Source organism: Actinacidiphila yeochonensis CN732 (assembly GCF_000745345.1).
Taxonomy (GTDB): Bacteria; Actinomycetota; Actinomycetes; order Streptomycetales; family Streptomycetaceae; genus Actinacidiphila; species Actinacidiphila yeochonensis.
The window spans coordinates 1-16,542 of the sequence record NZ_JQNR01000006.1 but is presented as its reverse complement, the minus strand read 5'-3'; the positions used below and the strand labels follow the sequence as shown (position 1 = coordinate 16,542).

Annotated in this window: 29 protein-coding genes and 1 pseudogene; 27 read left to right on the top strand and 3 right to left on the bottom strand. The window is 72.0% G+C overall.

What is annotated here, in order from left to right:
- The 4 genes from BS72_RS39055 to BS72_RS31760 form a co-directional block, all read left to right on the top strand.
- Nucleotides 1–193, top strand: a 193-nt coding sequence (locus tag BS72_RS39055) for a hypothetical protein (RefSeq protein WP_232792708.1), incomplete at its 5' end; no start/stop codon positions are given.
- Nucleotides 194–852: 659 nt separating this feature from the next.
- Nucleotides 853–1,140, top strand: a complete 288-nt coding sequence (locus tag BS72_RS31765; RefSeq protein ID WP_037918750.1) for a hypothetical protein — start codon at nt 853–855, stop codon at nt 1,138–1,140.
- Nucleotides 1,141–1,144: 4 nt separating this feature from the next.
- Nucleotides 1,145–1,351: a hypothetical protein gene (locus tag BS72_RS36945; protein WP_157856405.1), complete on the top strand. Its 207-nt coding sequence runs from the start codon at nt 1,145–1,147 to the stop codon at nt 1,349–1,351.
- Nucleotides 1,339–1,941, top strand: coding sequence for a Crp/Fnr family transcriptional regulator (locus tag BS72_RS31760; protein ID WP_037918746.1), 603 nt, complete (start codon nt 1,339–1,341; stop codon nt 1,939–1,941). Before BS72_RS36945 ends, BS72_RS31760 begins: the two co-directional genes overlap by 13 nt.
- Nucleotides 1,942–2,201: 260 nt before the next feature.
- Here the strand turns inward: BS72_RS31760 and BS72_RS31755 are convergent, their stop codons facing one another.
- Together BS72_RS31755 and BS72_RS31750 are read right to left on the bottom strand one after the other, a co-directional pair.
- Nucleotides 2,202–2,393, bottom strand: coding sequence for a hypothetical protein (locus BS72_RS31755; protein WP_037918744.1), 192 nt, complete (start codon nt 2,391–2,393; stop codon nt 2,202–2,204).
- Nucleotides 2,390–2,587 (bottom strand): hypothetical protein, encoded by a 198-nt coding sequence (locus tag BS72_RS31750; RefSeq protein WP_037918741.1) that lies wholly within the window; start codon nt 2,585–2,587, stop codon nt 2,390–2,392. The genes BS72_RS31755 and BS72_RS31750 overlap by 4 nt, the downstream gene beginning before the upstream one ends.
- Before the next feature lie 84 nt (nt 2,588–2,671).
- Here BS72_RS31750 and BS72_RS31745 point away from each other — a divergent pair, with 84 nt between their 5' ends.
- The 4 genes from BS72_RS31745 to BS72_RS31735 all read left to right on the top strand — a co-directional run bounded on the left by BS72_RS31745 (nt 2,672) and on the right by BS72_RS31735 (nt 4,385).
- Nucleotides 2,672–2,875, top strand: coding sequence for a hypothetical protein (locus BS72_RS31745; protein WP_037918737.1), 204 nt, complete (start codon nt 2,672–2,674; stop codon nt 2,873–2,875).
- Nucleotides 2,876–3,277: 402 nt separating this feature from the next.
- Entirely contained in the window at nt 3,278–3,403 is a 126-nt protein-coding gene (locus BS72_RS39385) for a hypothetical protein (RefSeq protein ID WP_265736836.1), read from the top strand.
- Nucleotides 3,388–4,062, top strand: a complete 675-nt coding sequence (locus tag BS72_RS37600) for a ParA family protein (protein WP_198546044.1) — start codon at nt 3,388–3,390, stop codon at nt 4,060–4,062. The genes BS72_RS39385 and BS72_RS37600 overlap by 16 nt, the downstream gene beginning before the upstream one ends.
- 11 nt (nt 4,063–4,073) lie before the next feature.
- Nucleotides 4,074–4,385 (top strand): hypothetical protein, encoded by a 312-nt coding sequence (locus BS72_RS31735; protein WP_157856404.1) that lies wholly within the window; start codon nt 4,074–4,076, stop codon nt 4,383–4,385.
- Nucleotides 4,386–4,476: 91 nt separating this feature from the next.
- Here the strand turns inward: BS72_RS31735 and BS72_RS31730 are convergent, their stop codons facing one another.
- Nucleotides 4,477–5,250 (bottom strand): GntR family transcriptional regulator, encoded by a 774-nt coding sequence (locus BS72_RS31730; RefSeq protein WP_232792707.1) that lies wholly within the window; start codon nt 5,248–5,250, stop codon nt 4,477–4,479.
- A 214-nt stretch (nt 5,251–5,464) separates the two neighbouring features.
- On the opposite strand from BS72_RS31730, the gene BS72_RS31725 reads away from it, so the two are divergent.
- The 19 genes and pseudogenes from BS72_RS31725 to BS72_RS31640 all read left to right on the top strand — a co-directional run.
- The gene (locus tag BS72_RS31725) at nt 5,465–5,869 is read left to right on the top strand and encodes an RNA polymerase sigma factor (protein ID WP_107499008.1); all 405 of its coding nucleotides are present in this window, start codon (nt 5,465–5,467) and stop codon (nt 5,867–5,869) included.
- Nucleotides 5,866–6,081: a hypothetical protein gene (locus tag BS72_RS31720; protein ID WP_037918729.1), complete on the top strand. Its 216-nt coding sequence runs from the start codon at nt 5,866–5,868 to the stop codon at nt 6,079–6,081. Before BS72_RS31725 ends, BS72_RS31720 begins: the two co-directional genes overlap by 4 nt.
- Entirely contained in the window at nt 6,078–7,226 is a 1,149-nt protein-coding gene (locus BS72_RS31715; RefSeq protein ID WP_037918727.1) for a hypothetical protein, read from the top strand. Before BS72_RS31720 ends, BS72_RS31715 begins: the two co-directional genes overlap by 4 nt.
- A 143-nt stretch (nt 7,227–7,369) precedes the next feature.
- The gene (locus BS72_RS31710) at nt 7,370–7,789 is read left to right on the top strand and encodes a hypothetical protein (protein ID WP_037918724.1); all 420 of its coding nucleotides are present in this window, start codon (nt 7,370–7,372) and stop codon (nt 7,787–7,789) included.
- 64 nt (nt 7,790–7,853) lie between these two features.
- On the top strand, nt 7,854–10,151 hold the full coding sequence (locus tag BS72_RS31705; protein WP_037918721.1) for a hypothetical protein: 2,298 nt from the start codon (nt 7,854–7,856) through the stop codon (nt 10,149–10,151).
- A 213-nt stretch (nt 10,152–10,364) separates the two neighbouring features.
- On the top strand, nt 10,365–10,577 hold the full coding sequence (locus BS72_RS31700; protein ID WP_037918718.1) for a hypothetical protein: 213 nt from the start codon (nt 10,365–10,367) through the stop codon (nt 10,575–10,577).
- A 91-nt stretch (nt 10,578–10,668) separates the two neighbouring features.
- Entirely contained in the window at nt 10,669–10,890 is a 222-nt protein-coding gene (locus BS72_RS31695; protein WP_037918712.1) for a hypothetical protein, read from the top strand.
- 90 nt (nt 10,891–10,980) lie between these two features.
- Complete coding sequence (locus BS72_RS31690) at nt 10,981–11,370, top strand: hypothetical protein (RefSeq protein ID WP_037918706.1); 390 nt, start codon at nt 10,981–10,983, stop codon at nt 11,368–11,370.
- A 5-nt stretch (nt 11,371–11,375) separates the two neighbouring features.
- On the top strand, nt 11,376–11,630 hold the full coding sequence (locus BS72_RS31685; protein WP_157856403.1) for a hypothetical protein: 255 nt from the start codon (nt 11,376–11,378) through the stop codon (nt 11,628–11,630).
- On the top strand, nt 11,627–11,842 hold the full coding sequence (locus BS72_RS31680) for a hypothetical protein (protein WP_037918702.1): 216 nt from the start codon (nt 11,627–11,629) through the stop codon (nt 11,840–11,842). Before BS72_RS31685 ends, BS72_RS31680 begins: the two co-directional genes overlap by 4 nt.
- Nucleotides 11,839–12,165, top strand: a complete 327-nt coding sequence (locus BS72_RS31675) for a DUF7739 domain-containing protein (protein WP_037918700.1) — start codon at nt 11,839–11,841, stop codon at nt 12,163–12,165. Before BS72_RS31680 ends, BS72_RS31675 begins: the two co-directional genes overlap by 4 nt.
- Nucleotides 12,166–12,252: 87 nt before the next feature.
- Nucleotides 12,253–12,894, top strand: coding sequence for a DUF6197 family protein (locus BS72_RS31670; protein WP_232792706.1), 642 nt, complete (start codon nt 12,253–12,255; stop codon nt 12,892–12,894).
- Nucleotides 12,894–13,265, top strand: coding sequence for a RapZ C-terminal domain-containing protein (locus BS72_RS31665; RefSeq protein WP_037918697.1), 372 nt, complete (start codon nt 12,894–12,896; stop codon nt 13,263–13,265). The genes BS72_RS31670 and BS72_RS31665 overlap by 1 nt, the downstream gene beginning before the upstream one ends.
- Nucleotides 13,262–13,804: a DUF6919 domain-containing protein gene (locus BS72_RS31660; RefSeq protein ID WP_037918694.1), complete on the top strand. Its 543-nt coding sequence runs from the start codon at nt 13,262–13,264 to the stop codon at nt 13,802–13,804. The genes BS72_RS31665 and BS72_RS31660 overlap by 4 nt, the downstream gene beginning before the upstream one ends.
- Nucleotides 13,804–14,010, top strand: a complete 207-nt coding sequence (locus BS72_RS31655; protein ID WP_037918690.1) for a hypothetical protein — start codon at nt 13,804–13,806, stop codon at nt 14,008–14,010. Before BS72_RS31660 ends, BS72_RS31655 begins: the two co-directional genes overlap by 1 nt.
- Nucleotides 14,011–14,160 (top strand): hypothetical protein, encoded by a 150-nt coding sequence (locus tag BS72_RS36935; RefSeq protein ID WP_157856402.1) that lies wholly within the window; start codon nt 14,011–14,013, stop codon nt 14,158–14,160.
- Between the two features lie 5 nt (nt 14,161–14,165).
- Complete coding sequence (locus BS72_RS31650) at nt 14,166–14,348, top strand: hypothetical protein (protein WP_037918688.1); 183 nt, start codon at nt 14,166–14,168, stop codon at nt 14,346–14,348.
- Between the two features lie 60 nt (nt 14,349–14,408).
- Nucleotides 14,409–14,780, top strand: coding sequence for a DUF7739 domain-containing protein (locus tag BS72_RS31645; RefSeq protein ID WP_037918685.1), 372 nt, complete (start codon nt 14,409–14,411; stop codon nt 14,778–14,780).
- Nucleotides 14,781–15,345: 565 nt separating this feature from the next.
- A pseudogene (locus BS72_RS31640) lies at nt 15,346–16,542 on the top strand (protein rep); the annotation flags it as partial.

Here is a 16,542-nt window from a genome sequence, read left to right as displayed (position 1 = left end):
GGCACCGGATTCGCGGCCGTCGACGCCGACACCGGGCCGCATCTGCCGCCTCCGGCTCGACTACGAGATCGTCATGAGCGCGGAGCTGGGCGGTTTCGACGGGCTCCAGGCCGCGCTCGAAGAGCTGGGGCTGAGTGCCGTCCGACTCGTTGCTCCGGGACCGACAGGAGAGCTCTGCCCCAGAGCAAGTTAGTGGCTACTGCCATCAGAACGACGATCCAGTGGTCCTGCCGTGATGGAAGCAGGTCACTCTTCAACGTCTAGGCGCGATGCTCCTCTTGATCGAGGAGGGCCCTCAGGGCACCACCCCGAGGCCCATCACCCAAGCCAGTCGCCAGGCCCTCCAAGGCGAAACGACAGCGGCCTCAAGTTAAGGCTCTTCCCTGGTCCGTCATTCCTTAGAACTAGGGAGTTCCCCAACTTGCCGCACTAGAACCCCTAAAAATAGGGGCAGCGCGGTTACCTATCATACTCCCTCCGCCCGACAGAGGGTGTCGACCGAACCCGGTCGAACAGACGCGATCTTGAGCTATCGAGAGCTGAGCGCACTGACATTCCGTCTAGCTATGGCCAAAGATCGGGAGTTGAGTCGGTGCGCGCGCAGGCGCGACTGTTTCTGACCACCCCTGGCGGTTAGAATGCCCAGCCAAGGTCGTCCTCACCCTCCTGGGGGAACCACGGGACCATCTGGTCGACACTGCGGTCGATAAGCTTGACGAACCGCGCTGTTGACGCGTGACCCTCCGGGGCTCGACGCGACGCTCCTGCCTAAACACCAAGGCAGACGGGGGAGTCGTAGCGGACCCTTCCAGCCAGGCCCTCCAAAAAAAAATCAAAACTAAGAGGCGAACGATGAGCAACGGGGACTTCCCGTTCTTCATCATCGCCGCCGTCGTGATCTTCGCGATCACGGCGGCGGTGGTGGTGTACTGCATCAACCAGCTGGCCTCGACGCCAGTACGCCTGGTCGCGGTCATCGGGGCCGTCGCCAGCCTCCTGACGGCGCTGGCGACTCTGATCTCTGCGGTCAACCCGACCAACGAGCGCACCATCGACCAGCCCCCGCCGACCGCAGTCACCTCGTGCGTCGCGCCGGTGACTGTCTGCGCGACCATCACCTCGGTGGCGCCTCGTGACTGAGCCGGTGGAACTTTCGCCCAGGCCCCGGCTGACGATCCGCCGCCCGCTGCGGTCGTACGGCCAGTTCGACTCCTTCATGGACAGCTTCTCGTTCTTCGAGAATCTGCCCTCCCACGTCCGACACGAATTCCTTGAACGGTCGATCAGCCGCCGCTTCGGACGTGGAGACCAACTGCGGGCATCAACAGCACCGGTGCGATGGTTCACCTGATCCTTCACGGAGCGGTACGAGAGCGGATCACTTACGCCTTCTCACCGCACGCCTCGACCGTCAGGTTCTTCGGTCGAGGAGCAATCATCGGTGTCTCAGACATCTTCCTCGACGAGCCTCAGCCTTCTGTCGTCGAATGCCTTCACGAGACCTGGACTCTGGCCTACCCACTTGACCGGATAAGGATGCTTGCCGAAGGGGAAGCCGGCCTTATGCGAAATCTCGCCCAGGCTCTCGCCACCCAGCTCAAGGCGAACGACAGAGTTTACTCGCTGTGTAGGAAAAGCTCTGCTCAACGTGTCGCCTCGCTCCTCATCGAACTCTTCGAGATCAATGGCGAAGACAGCAGGACCTGGCCCGACAGCAACGGCGACTGGCATTCCTGCCCCGTTGTTGTCGGCCCCTCACAGGTGGACATCGCCGACGCCTTGATGCTCAGCATGGCCAGCGTGGAGAACGTTCTCAGAGGGCTTCGACGCATTGACATCTTGGCCACTGAGTACAGGCAATTCGTTTTCCTCGACATGCAGAGGCTCAAGGAGGTTGCCACCGGAGACCTCACCATCGACACCACCCCCAAGAAGAAGTAGGCGCGCCGCAGCCTCCCGCCGCGCCCCGCTTCACCCCCCGGTGGAGTGGAGTATCCAAGCCGATAACTTGCTCGCGCTGGTGCCTGGCCGGAAGTTCCGAAGTGGAGCCTCTTCCCCGTGGGGAGAGGTGTCGCAGGCCCCCCCGATTGCACTCGGGGGGGGCCTGCGACGACGGCGGGGGTTGCACTCGGGCACTGAACCCCCCCACGAAACCCGCCGCGACACCTCCCGCGAAACCCGCCGCAAAACCCACCGCGAACCTACTCGCTGTGCGCCGTGAGTCCGGTGCCGAGGGCGCGTCTGCCGGTGGAGACCGGCGTGGTGGCGGGAGGCCCCTGCGGCCCCTCTTGGAGGGCGAGTTCCACGGGCAGCCGGTGGGCGCCAGTGGCCTCCAGGTCGGTGGCGGCCGGGGTGGTCGGGCCGGTCCCGAGGCGGCGCCGAGGGCCGGTCACTTCTCCCCCGTGGTGTCGAAGCCGACGTTGGCGAGCGCGCGCATCACGGCCTCGCCGGTGGTGTCGGACGGTGTGGCGCGCAGCTGCTCGACGGCGGCGCGGTCGGCCGGCGGAAGCTGCCGCCAGTGCGCGGCCACCTGGTCCAGGCGCGCGGTGTCGCCGGGTGTCGGCTCGGGGATCGGGTGGTCGGTCATGGGCTCATCCTCCCGCCCGAGGGCGGGGTATCCGTAGGTACCACGCCGTAAGCCGTCACGGTGACGGCTTGGTAGCGTCGGGGGATGACTGAGGAGTTGCCGTACACCCCGAGGACCAGGCCGTGCGAGTGGTGTGGAGAGGCTGTCGACCAGCTCGGCACGCGGGCGCCGCGGCTGTACTGCCGGCGCAGCCACCGGCAGCGCGCGTTCGAGGCGCGCCGGCGGCTGGAGATGGAGCAGCGCCTGGCGGTCGCCGAGTCCGCGGCGCCGGCCAACAACCCGAGCTGACCACCGGCCCTCGTCGAGGCGCTGGCTCTTCAAGCCGTCACAGTGACGGCTTGGTGCGTTTGCGGTTCGACGTGCTCGCGCGCCCCGGTGGTGTCGCGCCGACGCGGAGCGACCACGGCGGCCGGCACCACTGCGCGGCAGCAGGAGCTCCCCGCCCGCCACGGCCGTAGGGACGGTCGCCTCGCGCGGGCGCGTCCGGGACGGCGGGGGTACGGCGCCCGCCTTCCACGGGCCCGCCAGGCGGCGCCACGGCCCCAGCCCGGACCCCCCTCCCCGCAGCCAGCCCTCCTGGACGTAGCCCCCACGACCCGCGGCCGGGTGACGGTCCGCCATGTAAACCCCGGCGGGATGCCGCCGGGGCACGGGCCTGACCTTGAGTGATACGCGTATGAGGAGGGGGAGGTGTCGCACGGGTGCGACGTGTATGAGGAGGGGGAGGCGTCGCACGGTACGGTCTGGGCGGAGCAGGCCGTCGGTGGTGGCGGCCGCCAGGAGCAGGTGGAGGTGGAGTGGTGGCCGCACAGGTGACGGTCGTGGGGACGCTCAAGGGCGGGGTGGGCAAAACCAGGCTGGCGATGATGCTGGCGTTCTACGTCGCGTCGCGGGGGAAGAGCGTGCGGGTGGTCGACGGAGACACGGTCAGTCAGACCGCGTACGACTGGCAGCGGGACGCGAAGCGGGCCTGGGAGAAGGCGAGGACGGAGGGGAAGGCGCCCGGTCCGGGTTGGCCGGCTGGGCTGGAGGTGGTCCGGCACCCCTTCGCCGACGTGGATGAGTACATCGACGGGGCGGTGGAGGAGGTCGACCACGTGCTCGCGGACATCGGCGGTGGCAACCCGGCCGTGTTCGAGGCCGCGCTGACCCGCGCCCACCGTCTCCTGGTGCCGGTGGGTGCCGATCCGTCCGAGACGCGGAAGCTGCCGGCCACCTGGAAGTCGGCGGGCAACGCCGCGGCGGGCTCCACGGTCGGGGGATTCGAGGCGTACGTGGTGCTCTCCCGCACGGATCACCGGACGTCGCTGCCGAAGGAGGCGCGCGAGCAGCTGGGCGGTGAGTACCCGTTGTGCGACACCGAGCTGTTCAAGCGGGTGGCCTACCAGCGGGCCTACGGTCAGGTGCCCACGGACTTCCTCGACGTGCCGGACCTGGCGGCAGAGGTTGGCCTTATCGAGAAGGCGGTGGCCTGATGGTCAGGCCCGTGACGTTCGCCCCGCCGGCCGACGACGACGACGAGCCCGAGGTGACTCGGGAAGCCGTCGAGCGGGACCGGAAGGCGGCAGCGGCGAGTGCGCGGGACGCGCAGAGGAAGGCCCTGACCCGCCGCTCCTGGTACGTGTCGACCGGGGCCGCCGAGACGTTCCAGGCCGCGGTCGACGACATCCACCACACCACCCGGCTTCCCAAACACCTGGTGGTCGCCGCGCTACTGGAGGCTGCGGCCGGCCAAGCGGACCGGGTGCAGAAGGCCCTGATTTTGCGCCAGGCGAGGTCGCACCAGTCACACGAGTGATACGCCTCCCCCGTGTGCGAGGAGTATCACGGCAGGTCATGGCAGCAGAAAGGGCCCGCACCGATCGGTGCGGGCCCTCTCTGTCTTACGGTCAGGCGTTGAGGGGGGTCGTCCAGCGGAGGATGGTCGAGCCCCCGGTGACCTTAACGGCCACCTCGACGACGCGCCCGTCGGCGAGTGTCACTGTTCGCACTACCTGGGTCACGATGATGTCGCCGGCGGTCAAGCCGAGTGCTGCCTTCTCCGTCTCGGTGGCGAGCCGTGCGGTGACCTCCTCGAGGACCTGCTCCTGAGCTACTCCCAGTCGTTCGGCGGCGAGCTCACGTGACCCTCCAGTCGAAACTGGTTCAGCAAGCTCGGGGGTTACCGCCATCACGTAGCCGGGGTAGTAGGAGCTGCTCATGTGTACTGGTACACCTTCGCGGCTGACCACTCGCCGGCGCACGTGCACTGGTGTCCCTGGTACTACGTCCAGCCTTGCGGCGATGAGGTCTTCCGCGCCGGTTGTCCCCACTTCGAGGATCGTGGAGGTCTCCCCGCCGCCGAGTGCCCTGCCAGTGGTCTCGTGGAGTCGTACGCGCGTGGAGATGCTGTTGCTTTGAGGGCCCACCACCACGGTGCCGACACCAGGGTGGGGGAGCGTCAAGCCCTCCATCTTGAGTTTCCTGAAGGCCCTGTTGGCCGTCGTCTGTGCCACGCCGAACTGGTCACACACCTGCCGTAGTGACGGCATGGTGGCACCGGGCCTCAGCGTTCCGTCCTGGATCTGCTGACGGTAGTAAGCAGCGATTTGTGCATATCCGGTGTTATCGGCCATATCTGGTCTCCCCTCCCTGATCTCGTCGTGGTGGGTGCAGCGGTACACCCACAAGGGTACTTTACGGCTTCATTCGCGCTACTGGTAGCGCGACGGGCCGATGGTGGTCTACCTTCCTGGTGTACCACCGATCGACGGGGATGGCTCCCCGGAGAGAGGTGGATTTGCACTACCGCCATGCCTGAAACGGCACTGCGGGCCGGGATGAGACCCCGGGCCCGCAGCGGGCGGCCCCGACTCGAGACACCGAGGAGGAACCACCGTGGGCATCATTCTGCCCGAGCCCGCAGGTCAGGACACCCCCCGGGCGGCTACGGTCGTGCCGGCTGAGGTGTTCGCGCTGCACAGCGAGCACTTGACCCGCTACCTGTACAACCGGTTGGGGCGCCGTGACTGGCACCTGGCCGAGGACATCGCGTCCGAGACGTTCGTGTCCCTGCTCCGGACGTACGCGGACCGCCCGATCCGCCAGGAGGGCGCCTTCGCGCTGCTGGTGTCGATCGGGAACCGGCGGCTCGCCGACCACTTCCGCCAGGCCCGGTCGACCGAGTCGCCGGCGGACTTCGGGGACTGGTTCGAGGAGCGGAAGCTGCCGGCGGCCCCGGCTGCCGAGGACGTCGCGGTCGCGCGGCTGGAGGCGCTGGCCGAGTTGGCGGTGGCGGCATGAAGACGCTGTTGACCGCCGTGCGGTCGATGACTTCGGCTCAGCGGTGGATCGCGCTGGCCGTCCTGATCGGGCTGCTGCTCCTGGTCCCGGCTCTGCCGCACGCGGTGCTGGTGCCGGTGGCGGCGGTGGCGGTGTGGGCGGCCGCGCAGCCGCTGCTTGTCGGGATGCTGCTGGGCGCCTACGCGTACCGCCGGGCGGGGGGTGCGCGGTGACGGTCACCGAGATCCGCCCGCAGGGCGAGACCGAGACGTACGCGGAGGGCCTGGCCCGAGCCTCCGTGGTGGAGGCGGAGGCCGAGGCCGCCCGCATCAAGAACCGCGAGGCCGCGGCCCGCCAGGAGCTGTCGGCGCAGAAGGCTGCGGCCCGCGCGCAGCGCGAGATCGAGGCGGAGCTGGCGGCGGCCGAGGACGACCGGGAGCAGCGGGCGACCGCCCGCCGGGAGCAGGCAGCCGGCCGGGCCCGCGCTGAGAGGTCTGCGACGACGTGGAAGCGGGCGGCGCTGGGCATCGCGGTCGTCTGCGTGGTGGTCTCGCTGCCGCTCCAGGTCATGGCGTTCTACTCGAAGAAGGCGCCGTTCCTGGCCGTGGCGCCGCTGGTGATCGAGGGGATCGCCTGGGCTCTGCTGGCCGGTGCGCAGGCCGCCATCGACGACGACCGGCCGGCCTGGCTCTACCGGCTCCTTGCCGGAGGCGGCGCGAGCTTCGCCGCGTCGGTGAACTACCTGCACGGCAGCGCGGCGTACGGGATGGCCACCGGGCTGGGCGGTGCGTTCTGTTCGATCGCGGGTCCGATGATCTGGGACCTGCACGAGCATGGCCGGATCGCCAAGCGCGAGGGCCGCAAGCCGTGGCGGGCCCGCCGGGCCGAGGCCCGTACCGCTCGGGCTGAGGCCCGCCGGGTGAAGCGGGTCAACGCGGCCCGGGCGGACCGCGACCAGAGCGTGTGGGAGCGGGCGGAGTACCTCGCGGCGGCGCTGGGCGAGGTCGTCCCGAGTGAGAAGACCTACCGGCGCGCGTGGGACGAGATCCACGGCGCGGAGGTCGGCTCGACGGCGGTCACGATCGCGGGGCGGCGTACCGCGCGGAGGGCCGTGCGGGTGGCGCAGAACGGCCCGCTGGACGACCCCGTGAAGGGTGAGAGTTCGCAGGTCGAATCCCAAATGGACCCCTCCGGTGAGGGTGCCCCCAAGGCGCCCCGTACGCCGGGTGAGGACGGCCGTAAGCGCAACGGTGGAACCCCCCCCACGCGCCGTCGCGGTGACGTCCAGTACAGCCCCGGAGCCCGTCGCCAGATGAGCCTGTCCGCGCTGCGCGCGAAGGCGGCCCCTGCCGATGCCGAGTCGGTGAGTCAGTCGTGACCGACGCGGAGCGCAAGGCGCTGGCGGACAAGGTCCGCAAGGCGAACGAGCGCAGCGAGGACCACCGCGACGGCCGGTAGGCCGCGCCCCCCTGACACCGCACCACCCCCCTGACCCGCACCGCAGATCCGGAAGGACCCACCGTGCACACCACCGTTCGCACCATCGTCGTCTCCGCTGCCACCGTCGGCATCCTCGGTCTGGCCGGCACCGCCACGGCGGCCGAGCACCACCAGGCGGTCGCCGCCGTCGCGGGCACCGCGGTGCCCGCCGAGCAGGCCGCGGTCGTTCAGCCGGCTTCCCCCGCGACCTACACCACCACCGCCCCTCAGCAGGTCAGCCAGTCCGGTGCCGGGATCGCGGCCGGGACGACCGGCGTGATCATCCTCGGGTTCCTGGTCTGGTACGCGGCCAAGCACCACGGCCAGAAGTGGCTGTGGCTGATCGTCTCCTTCGCCCTCGGCGTGTCCCTGTCGACCTCCGTGCTGGGCGGCCTGTCGACCTCCCTGGTCAACACCGGCGTCACCGCCGTGTCCAACGTCGCCGGCGGCATCGCGGGCTGAGACGGCGCTCCTGCGGCGGCCCGGCCGGGCCGCCGCCCCTACCAGGCCCTGGAGGGCTGACGACATGGCACTCGACACGACGACGGCGGCGGTTCCGCCGATGCCGAGCGTCCCGCCGGCGCCGGTGACGCTCTCGCCGGTCCCGCCGCAGGCCGCACCGCCGGCCGAGCAGGAGGCGGACGGCTGGTGGGTGCAGGCGGTGGCGCGGCTGGGCACCGGCTGGTCCCGGCTGCAGGCGGCGGGCGCGGCGTGGCTGATGGCGGCCGAGCTGGACGACCTGGAGACGGCGCTCGCCGAGGTCGCGGTCGACCGCGACCGCCGCAATGAGCGGGCGATCGGGGCTCAGCAGCGAGACCTGCGCAAGCTCCGCAGGGCGGTCACGGCGGAGGCCGAGGAGGGCGACGCGGACGGGGCCGCCCGGATGGGGCTCGCGCTCGGGTCGGTCGCCCAGGCCGGGCCGGAGCTGGTGGTCGACGCGATCACCCGCCGCGACATCACCCATCTGCGGTGGCGCCGCCGGGGAACCCGGATCGGGATCGTGCTCGCTGCAGGGTACGCGGTGCTGACCGCGACCGCGCACGAGCCGGTCATCGCCCCGCTTGAGCTGCTGGCCGCGCTCATCACGGTGTGGGTCATGGGTCGCCCGCAGGACCAGCAGGAGGAGGGCCAGGCTGTCGGCGCCGGTCAGCAGCAGGCCCCGGCCGCCGACCAGGCGCAGGCCGCGACTACTGCTGCCGCGCCGGACTCCCGGACGGAGGAGGGCGTGACCAGCGTGGTCCCGCCGTTCGTGACGCCGGTGGATCTGGCCAAGCGCGACGCTGCCCGGGTCCGTGGCGAGCTCGACCTGGTGACCGCGTTCGCGAAGGCCGGGATCATCCGCAGCGAGCAGATCCCCGAGACGCACACGGTCGGCGGCCTGCGCGAGGACGGCCCGGGTTGGACGGCCACGGTGGAACTCCCCCGCGGGGTCAAGGCGGCGGCCGCCACCTCCCGCGTGGAGGAGCTGGCGTCCGCGCTGCGCTTGAAGCGGGTCCGGATCGAGATGACGCAGGACTCGGGCGAGGACGGGCACGAGGGCCGGGTCCGGCTGTGGGTCGCCAACTCCGACTCCCCCTACGGCAAGGCCAAGACCCCGTCCGCGCTGATCGACGCCCCGGTCTGGGATTTCTGGCACCAGGGCGTGCCGCTGGGCGCGGACGCTCGGGGCGCGCGGCAGGTCATGCACCTGCTGTGGTCCTCGCTGATGGTCGGCGGCTTGATGGGCTACGGGAAGTCGTACTTCGCCCGCCTGGTCGCCGCCGCGGCGGCGCTGGACCCGACGGTGCGGATCATCGTGGTGACCGGCAAGACCGGCCCGGACTGGGCCCCGCTCAAGCACATCGCCCACCGGTACATCGCGGGCGCTACCCCGGACATCATCCGCGAGGTCCTGGCGGTGATGGAGGGGACCATCGAGGAGATGCAGGACCGGGGCACGACGCTGGAGGAGCTGTACGAGACCGACCCCGACCAGGCCCCCGAGGGGAAGATCACCCCGGCGCTGGCCGCCGCCGGGATGGGGCCGGTGCTCCTGGTGGTGGACGAGCTCCAGGAGCTGCTGGATGGCGCCGCGCTGGTTCGCGTCGCGGTCGACGACGACAACGCCGACTCCGACAAGCCCGGCCGCACCCCGACCCGGTCGGGCAAGGACGTGCTGGTCGAGTCCTTCGCCCGCTACGTGAGGGTGACGAGGTTCGTCGGCGGGATGGGCGTGTTCATCACCCAGCGCCCGGACGCCAACAGCGTGCCGACCGCGCTGCGGGAGGTCTGCGCGAAGAGGGCGAGCTGCCGGGTGAAGGGCGACCGCTCCGCCAAGATGGTGCTCGGCGACGACGCGGTGGCCGGCGGCGCCGCCCCGCACATGCTCACCGAGGACTCCAAGGGCGTCGTCGTCCTGGACCAGGGCGGCGAGGAAGGCCACGTCACGCTCAAGGCCGACGTGATCGACCTGCCGGAGTTCAAGGAGATCTGCCTGCGCGGCCGCACGCTGCGCGAGGCCGCCGGGACGCTGACCGGCGACGCGACCACCCACGGCACCGTCGACCCGGCCGTCGCAGCCGCCCGCATCCTGCTGGCCGACGCGATCGCTGTCCTCGACGGGGCGGGCGTCGACCGGGCCCGCACCGACCGCCTGGTCGAGCTGCTGACCGCAGCGCACCCCGACGACCGGTACGAGGGCCTGACCGGCGCTCAGCTCCAGGCCCGGCTGCGGGACGCGGGCGCCGGCACCACCCGGAAGCTCGGCGCCATAGACGGCATGGCCAACCCCAACGGCTACACCCGCGAGCAGCTCGACCAGGCGCTCGCCCAGCACGGCAAATAGGGCCAAATCCCCCGGTCATGACCCCGGTCGACCCCCGGTCGGCGCCCGAAATCAACCGGTATGGCCCCTGGTCGCGCGGTGCTCGACCTGGTCCGCGCGACCACCCCCGGCCCCTCTCCGACCACCCGCCATACCCGGGCAAATCGGGGCAGCGACCGGTGGGCGACCGGGGCCTCGACCACCCACCACACCCCCACGAATAGGACAGACGCGATGACTCTCCCCTCGCATCTCACCCCGGCGGACATCACCTGGCAGACCCGCACCGGCGCCACCGTGCACATGGCGGCGACCAGCGGTTCCCTCTCGACCTGGTGGTGCGGCGGCTGCGCCACGGAGGGCCCGATCTACCTGGACAAGGAGCGGGCGCTCCTGGTCCGGGCGGCGCAGGCCCACGCCGACGGCTGCTCCGCGCGCCGGAGCTGACGGCCCCCCAGTCCGGCACGGCGGCGCTGCTGCCGTGCCGGGTGGAGGACCGGACAGACCGGCCCCGAACCGCACGACGGAGGAGACAGACATGGCGACCCAGCTCCCCAAGAACCTGACGGCCTCGGGCATCACGTGGCCGACCCGCGGCGGCGCGGCGGTCCACGCGGCGGACCGGCGGTTCACCTCGTTCCGCACCTGGTGGTGCGACGGCTGCGACACCGAGGGCACGGACTACGTGGCCATGAAGCGCGCTGATCTGTCGGCGGCGGCCCAGGCCCACGCCGACGGCTGCTCCGCGCGCCGGAGCTGACGGCCCCCCAGTCCGGCACGGCGGCGCTGCTGCCGTGCCGGGTGGAGGACCGGACAGACCGGCCCCGAACCGCAAGACGGAGGAGTGCTCGTGGGATTCATCGACAAGTTGGACGACGTGCTGACGACGGCGAAGGCGCGCCGGATGGCGGCCAGCGAGGAGGCCCGGTTCGCCCGGTCGATCCGGGAGGGCGTGACCTACTACTCGGTGGTGGAGCTCCGGCCGGCGCCCTGGCACCCGTCGCACGCCCTGGTGGAGTACCGGTTCACGTGGGACCGGCTCTCGGGCACGTGGCGGGCCGGGCACATGGGCGCGCAGTACGCCTGGCGGAACTACGGCCCGCTGTTCGTGGCGCGGCCGGCGGGGCTGCTGACCTTCCAGGAGATCAGCGCCCGCCCCGGCCTGTACGGCCCGGACCCGGCCGAGGCCCTGCGGCAGGCGCTGCGCGAGTTCGGCGCCGCCACCCCGGTGGGGCGGTGACCGGGATGGGTGCGACGGAGACCCTGCGGGTCGGCGGCGGCTACGAGGTCGTGATCACCACCCGCAACAGCCGCAAGGGCGGCACGAGCTGGGTGTGCACCTGCGGGGCCGCCAGCCCCTCCCGGGACCGCCGGGAGGGATTCCAGGTCCGGCAGGACGGCCACGCCCACGTCACGCAGTGCCCGGGCGCGCAGTGGGCGGCCGCCGAGGCGGCCCGCGGCATCGCGCAGCCCGGCGCCGGCTGGCTGGTCAGCCAGTGACGGACACCGACGGGCGGATGGAGCAGCTGCTCGCACAGGTGCGGGCCGCGCTCGACCTGCCGCAGGCGCAGCAGGCCGGGGCGCTCCACGCCCTGACCGAGGAGTGGGGCCGGGAGGTGGTCGCGGCCGCGCGCGACGTGGTCGGCACCCGGCACGCCCTCGGCGACATGCAGCACACCACGAACACCACGAGGAAGGAGACCGGCCGATGAGCTGGGCTATCTCACACGCCCCCTACGGGGAGCGGCTGCGGCTGGCCGACCGCCGGCTGGACGCGGTGGAGCGGGCGGTCGTGCAGCTGACGACCACCCGGGAGTGGCGCGCGATCCGGGTCCTCGCGGACGGGATCCGGGGCCGCCGCGAGTTCGCGCTGGGCTGGGCCGAGGCGGGCCAGGCCGAGGACGTCCTGCGGCTGGCGGCCTGCCACCCGCGCATGGACACCGACGTCGCGGACGACGTGCACGCGCTGGCCGACGCCGCCGGCAGCGCGGCGAAGAGCCGCCAGCCGTGGGCCTGGACCCGCACCGGGTCCTAGCTCTGACCGGGGCGCCCCCTCACGCCGGCAAGCAGTCGGGGCGCCCCACCCACCACCGATCACCAAAGAGTCGGAGGCATCTGACAGATGAGCACACCCACCCACCACCGGGCAAGCGGCTCGACGGCCGCCGAGCTGGCCGAGCTCCTCGGTGACGACCTCCTCGACGGCCTGGCCGCCGACCTGGTAGGCGACATCGAGCGGTACCTGTCCGCGCGCGGCCGGGCCACCGCCCACCCGCTGGTCACGGCCACCACCGACGAACTGGTCCGCACCGCCCTCGCGGGCCTCCCGGCCCCGGCCCGCAGCCGCGGCCGCCACCACGACGTCCTGCCCGGCGGGATCTGGCGCCTGCTGCCCGACCGGCTGCTGGTCCTGCACCCCGGCCGGCACCGCGAGGCCGTCCAGCGGCTGCGGATCACCCCCGCCCAGCACCTGGAGCTGACCGCCCTGGTCCTGGAGCGCTGGGGCTGGGCCCAGACCCCCAGCGGCTGGCGAACCCCCAGCGGCCGCCGCTGCATCCTCGGCGCCCAGGCCGTCCTGCACCACCTCGGCTACGGCGGCCAGGACACCGCCATCACCGCCGGCACCTACCTCCAGGCCGTCCTCACCCAGCGCGGCATCCGCCAGGACTACCCGCACTGGAACGACCAGCCGCACGTCTCCCGCGACCAGGCGCTCACCCTGGTCCGCGAGGCCGCCGCCCTCGCCAGGAAGGCAGGCCACTGATGGCCATCACCATCATCAGCTTCGGCTACCTGCACGGACCCACCCCCGCCGCCGACTTTGCCCAAGACCTGCGGTCCTTCCGCGACCCCCACGTCGACCCCGCGATGCGCCAGCTCACCGGCCGCGACCAGGCCGTCATCACCAAGGTCCTGGGGACCCCCGGCGTGCCCGCCGTCATCAACACCCTCGCCCTGGCCTGCGCCGCCCGCTCGGGATACGGGGACAGGCCGGTGACCGCCGCGGTCGGCTGCGCCGGCGGCCGCCACCGCTCCGTGGTCGTCATCAACACCGTCGCCCGGCTCCTGCGCGAGCAGGGCTACGACGTCACCGTCCAGCACCGCGACCTCGCCCGCCCGGTGGTGACCCGGTGACCGCCCTGACGTGGACGACCGCCCAGTCGCTGCGCGAACTCAGCCTGCTGATGGCGGCCTGGCTGGAGGGGCGAATCCCCTCCCGGCCGGCCTACTACGGGCCGGCCGCTGACGAGACCACGCCCCTGGTGCCGGTCCTCGCCGCCGCCTGCCGCGCCGGCTACCTGACCGACTCGTCCCAGCCCGGGGTCGACGGGCCGGGGTTCGACGGGCGGCGGTGGCGCCAGCGCGCCGCCGTCACCGGCTACATCCCCGCCGACGCGGTCCTGCTGACCACCCTGTGCGAGTCCGCCAGGCTCGCGGGCCTGGCCGTGGTCCTGGACGGCCAGCCCGGCGGCATCACCGTCACCGAGGCCGACGGCCGGCCCGTTACCGGGTTCGGCGACCTGCTCCCGCGCCGCCACCTGCGCACGACCTGGGCGGGCGTGCCGCGCCCCGCCGTCGACCAGCTGGTCACGGCCCGACAGCTCACCATCGTGGACCTCACGTGGGGGCCGACGGACCTGCTGTGGCAGGTCCTGGCGGGGGCGACGCGCTGATGCCCACAGCCTCCTACATCGCCCGCATCCAGACCCCCGACGGCACGATCCACGGCATCACCGGTGACGTCGGCCGTCCCGGCGGCGGCCCCATCACCGACGAGCAGATCTGCATCTTCGCGGTCGAGGAGTTCGCCTCCACTCAGGGCCTCGCCCCGCAGCAGTGCAGGATCACGCAGTTCTCCGTCGTCACCCGGGAGGACTGAATGGGCCACCTGGACCCGACGTGCTGCGGCGAACCCATGGAGCCCCTCGGCTCCGGAGTGTGGGAGTGCGACCCCTGCGGCTGCCTGACCTCCACGGCCGACGGGGACCTGCTCGACACCCGGCAGTGCCCCGACCACACCGAGAGCTGAGGCCCATGCCGACCTACAGCTACCAGTCCGCCCCGGGCCTGCGGGTCCGCACCTCCACCCACGCCGGTAGCCCCCAGGAGTTCGCCGCCGCCCTGGCCGAGGACTGCCCCGGCGACTACGGCGTCCAGCCCGACGTCCGCGTCTGGGCCGGCCCCGTCACCGAACCCCCCGCCGCCACCTCCCACTGAAAACCACGGTGGGGCGGGTACGGCACCCGCCCCACCGTCCCCTCCGCAAAAGGACGTGACATGACCCGCACGCCTGCGATCCACGACGCGGTACGGCACATCATCACCAGCCACGGCGGCGACTTTTTCGGCCAGGACCGCCACTCGGCCAGCGTGCTCACCGACTTGGGCGAGGCCCTGAGCTGGATGTACATCGTCCGCGACGCCTCCGCCGACGTCCTGGTCGCCGCACTCCGGGCCGCCCCGACCGTGGCCGCCGAGCAGAGCATCTCCCCGGCGGCGGCGGGCGGGTGCGCGGCCCTGCTGCTCAAGGCGGCCCGCGACAAGGCGATGCCGACCAAGCTGGCGGCCGCAGCCCGGCTCCTGGCCGACGCCGCCACCCGCGCCGCCGCTGCTGGTGAGCCCTGGACCTGGGCATTGGCCGCCGCATAGTGACAACGCGCCGCGCCCGTAGGGCGGGAGACCAGATCACTTGGTCTCCCGCCCTACGGGATGTTCGGCGAGCCGGACTAGGACCTTCCGCAGAAGTACGGCAAGATCGGCTGCGGTTCCCCAGAAAAGCGGAACGGCCGGGCTCCTACACCCGACCGTTCCAGTGGTGGGACCCCGAAGACGCGACCAAGCAACTCCAAGGGAACCCAACGCTTTGACCAGCGTAAGGGATGCACCAGCATCCGCACCACATCTCCCGGCCGCCGCGCCGGTCGCAGGCATGCCCGCCACCCTGGCAGCTCCGGCCACCTACCAGGAGGCCGTTGAGCGCCACCGTGCGGCCCTCTGGGCGGGCCGGAGCCGCCGGGCCGGCCGCCGGGCGCTGAAGACCCCTCAGGGCCCCGCAGGGGCCGACCTGGTGGCATTCCGGCCCGCAGGTGCAGACCCCGCCCCCGCCCCCGACGGCGAGCGCCTTGGTAAGAGGGAAACAGAGTTTCCCCCCCCCCTCGGAATGGGCGCCTACCTGGGTGCTCTGACCTGCGCTTTTCCGCGTACCGGGCTCGACGTGGATGAGGTCCTGGCGGCGGCCGAGGAACGGCGCCGCGAACGGCAGCGCGGACGCTGGGCGGACCGGCGGGTCGTCTGGGACATCAGCGGCTACGGCAGCATGCGCGCGTGCGGCCGAGGAGTCTTCGACCACGACCAGGGCGTCACGTTCAAGCGCCGCGACGGCCGGGTCTACACCTCCGGCACGACCCGCTGTCACTCGATCTGGTGCTGCCCGGTCGACGCTGCGGCGATCCGCGCCGAGCGGGCCACCGACGCGTCCGAGGCCGCGGTGCGGCACATCGAGGCCGGCGGAACGGCGTACCTGGTCACCCTCACCGCCCGCCACTTCAAGCGGCACGGCCTGGCCGACCTGATGGACGCGCTACGCACCGGCTTCAAGGGCCTGACCTCCGGCGCCCAGTGGGCCGGAGACCGCGCCCGCGGCAAGGAGGGCGAGCGCGACCGGATGGGCGTGGTCGGCGTCATCCGCGCGACCGAGGTCACCCACTCCGAGCGCCACGGCTGGCACCCGCACCTGCACCTGGTGGTGCTGATGGGCGGCCGCCAGCGCCCCCGCCCGGAGATCCCCCGCAAGGAGAACCGGCCGCCGAACTGGGTGAAGCCGGAGTGGGACCCCACCCCCACCGGCTACTTCCCCGTCCCGGACCCCTCCGAGGACCGCGCCGAGATGTCGGCGGAAGCCCGCGCGCACGCTGCCGACTTCGACCGGATGCGGGACCGGTGGGACCGCACCTGGGCGGCCTGGCTGGAGAAGGCGGGCTTCCGCCCCAACCGCGCGCACGGCGTGAAGTGGGACCGCATCCACACCGCCCGCGACGCCAAGGCGATGGGCGAGTACATCGCGAAGATTCAGGAGGGCAAGGGCGCTCGGGCCCGCGATGTTGGAGTCGGAAACGAGCTGGCCCGCCTCGACCTCAAGGCGGGCGCGAAGATGCGCGGCGCCGACGCCACCAGCCGCACGCCGTTCGAGATGCTTGCCGCCTACCGGCAGCTCCGCGCGCTCGACGCGGAGACCGCGGCCGCCGCCGGCATCGACGTCGACGCCCGGCTCGCACGGCTCCGGGAGCTGTGGCACGAGTATGAGACCGCCACCCGAGGTCGCCGCGCAATCGAGTGGTCCCGCTACCTGCGCGACGCCCTCGGGATGGGCGAGGAGGCCACCGATGAGCAGATCATCGACGCCGACCAGGCG

Coding starts and splice junctions, on each gene's coding strand:
- BS72_RS31765 (WP_037918750.1), top strand. CDS start 853: ATGAGCAACGGGGACTTCCCGTTCTTCATCATCGCCGCCGTCGTGATC.
- BS72_RS31760 (WP_037918746.1), top strand. CDS start 1,339: ATGGTTCACCTGATCCTTCACGGAGCGGTACGAGAGCGGATCACTTAC.
- BS72_RS31750 (WP_037918741.1), bottom strand. CDS start 2,587: ATGACCGACCACCCGATCCCCGAGCCGACACCCGGCGACACCGCGCGC.
- BS72_RS31745 (WP_037918737.1), top strand. CDS start 2,672: ATGACTGAGGAGTTGCCGTACACCCCGAGGACCAGGCCGTGCGAGTGG.
- BS72_RS31720 (WP_037918729.1), top strand. CDS start 5,866: ATGAAGACGCTGTTGACCGCCGTGCGGTCGATGACTTCGGCTCAGCGG.
- BS72_RS31705 (WP_037918721.1), top strand. CDS start 7,854: ATGGCACTCGACACGACGACGGCGGCGGTTCCGCCGATGCCGAGCGTC.
- BS72_RS31700 (WP_037918718.1), top strand. CDS start 10,365: ATGACTCTCCCCTCGCATCTCACCCCGGCGGACATCACCTGGCAGACC.
- BS72_RS31695 (WP_037918712.1), top strand. CDS start 10,669: ATGGCGACCCAGCTCCCCAAGAACCTGACGGCCTCGGGCATCACGTGG.
- BS72_RS31685 (WP_157856403.1), top strand. CDS start 11,376: ATGGGTGCGACGGAGACCCTGCGGGTCGGCGGCGGCTACGAGGTCGTG.
- BS72_RS31675 (WP_037918700.1), top strand. CDS start 11,839: ATGAGCTGGGCTATCTCACACGCCCCCTACGGGGAGCGGCTGCGGCTG.
- BS72_RS31670 (WP_232792706.1), top strand. CDS start 12,253: ATGAGCACACCCACCCACCACCGGGCAAGCGGCTCGACGGCCGCCGAG.
- BS72_RS31665 (WP_037918697.1), top strand. CDS start 12,894: ATGGCCATCACCATCATCAGCTTCGGCTACCTGCACGGACCCACCCCC.
- BS72_RS31655 (WP_037918690.1), top strand. CDS start 13,804: ATGCCCACAGCCTCCTACATCGCCCGCATCCAGACCCCCGACGGCACG.
- BS72_RS36935 (WP_157856402.1), top strand. CDS start 14,011: ATGGGCCACCTGGACCCGACGTGCTGCGGCGAACCCATGGAGCCCCTC.
- BS72_RS31650 (WP_037918688.1), top strand. CDS start 14,166: ATGCCGACCTACAGCTACCAGTCCGCCCCGGGCCTGCGGGTCCGCACC.
- BS72_RS31645 (WP_037918685.1), top strand. CDS start 14,409: ATGACCCGCACGCCTGCGATCCACGACGCGGTACGGCACATCATCACC.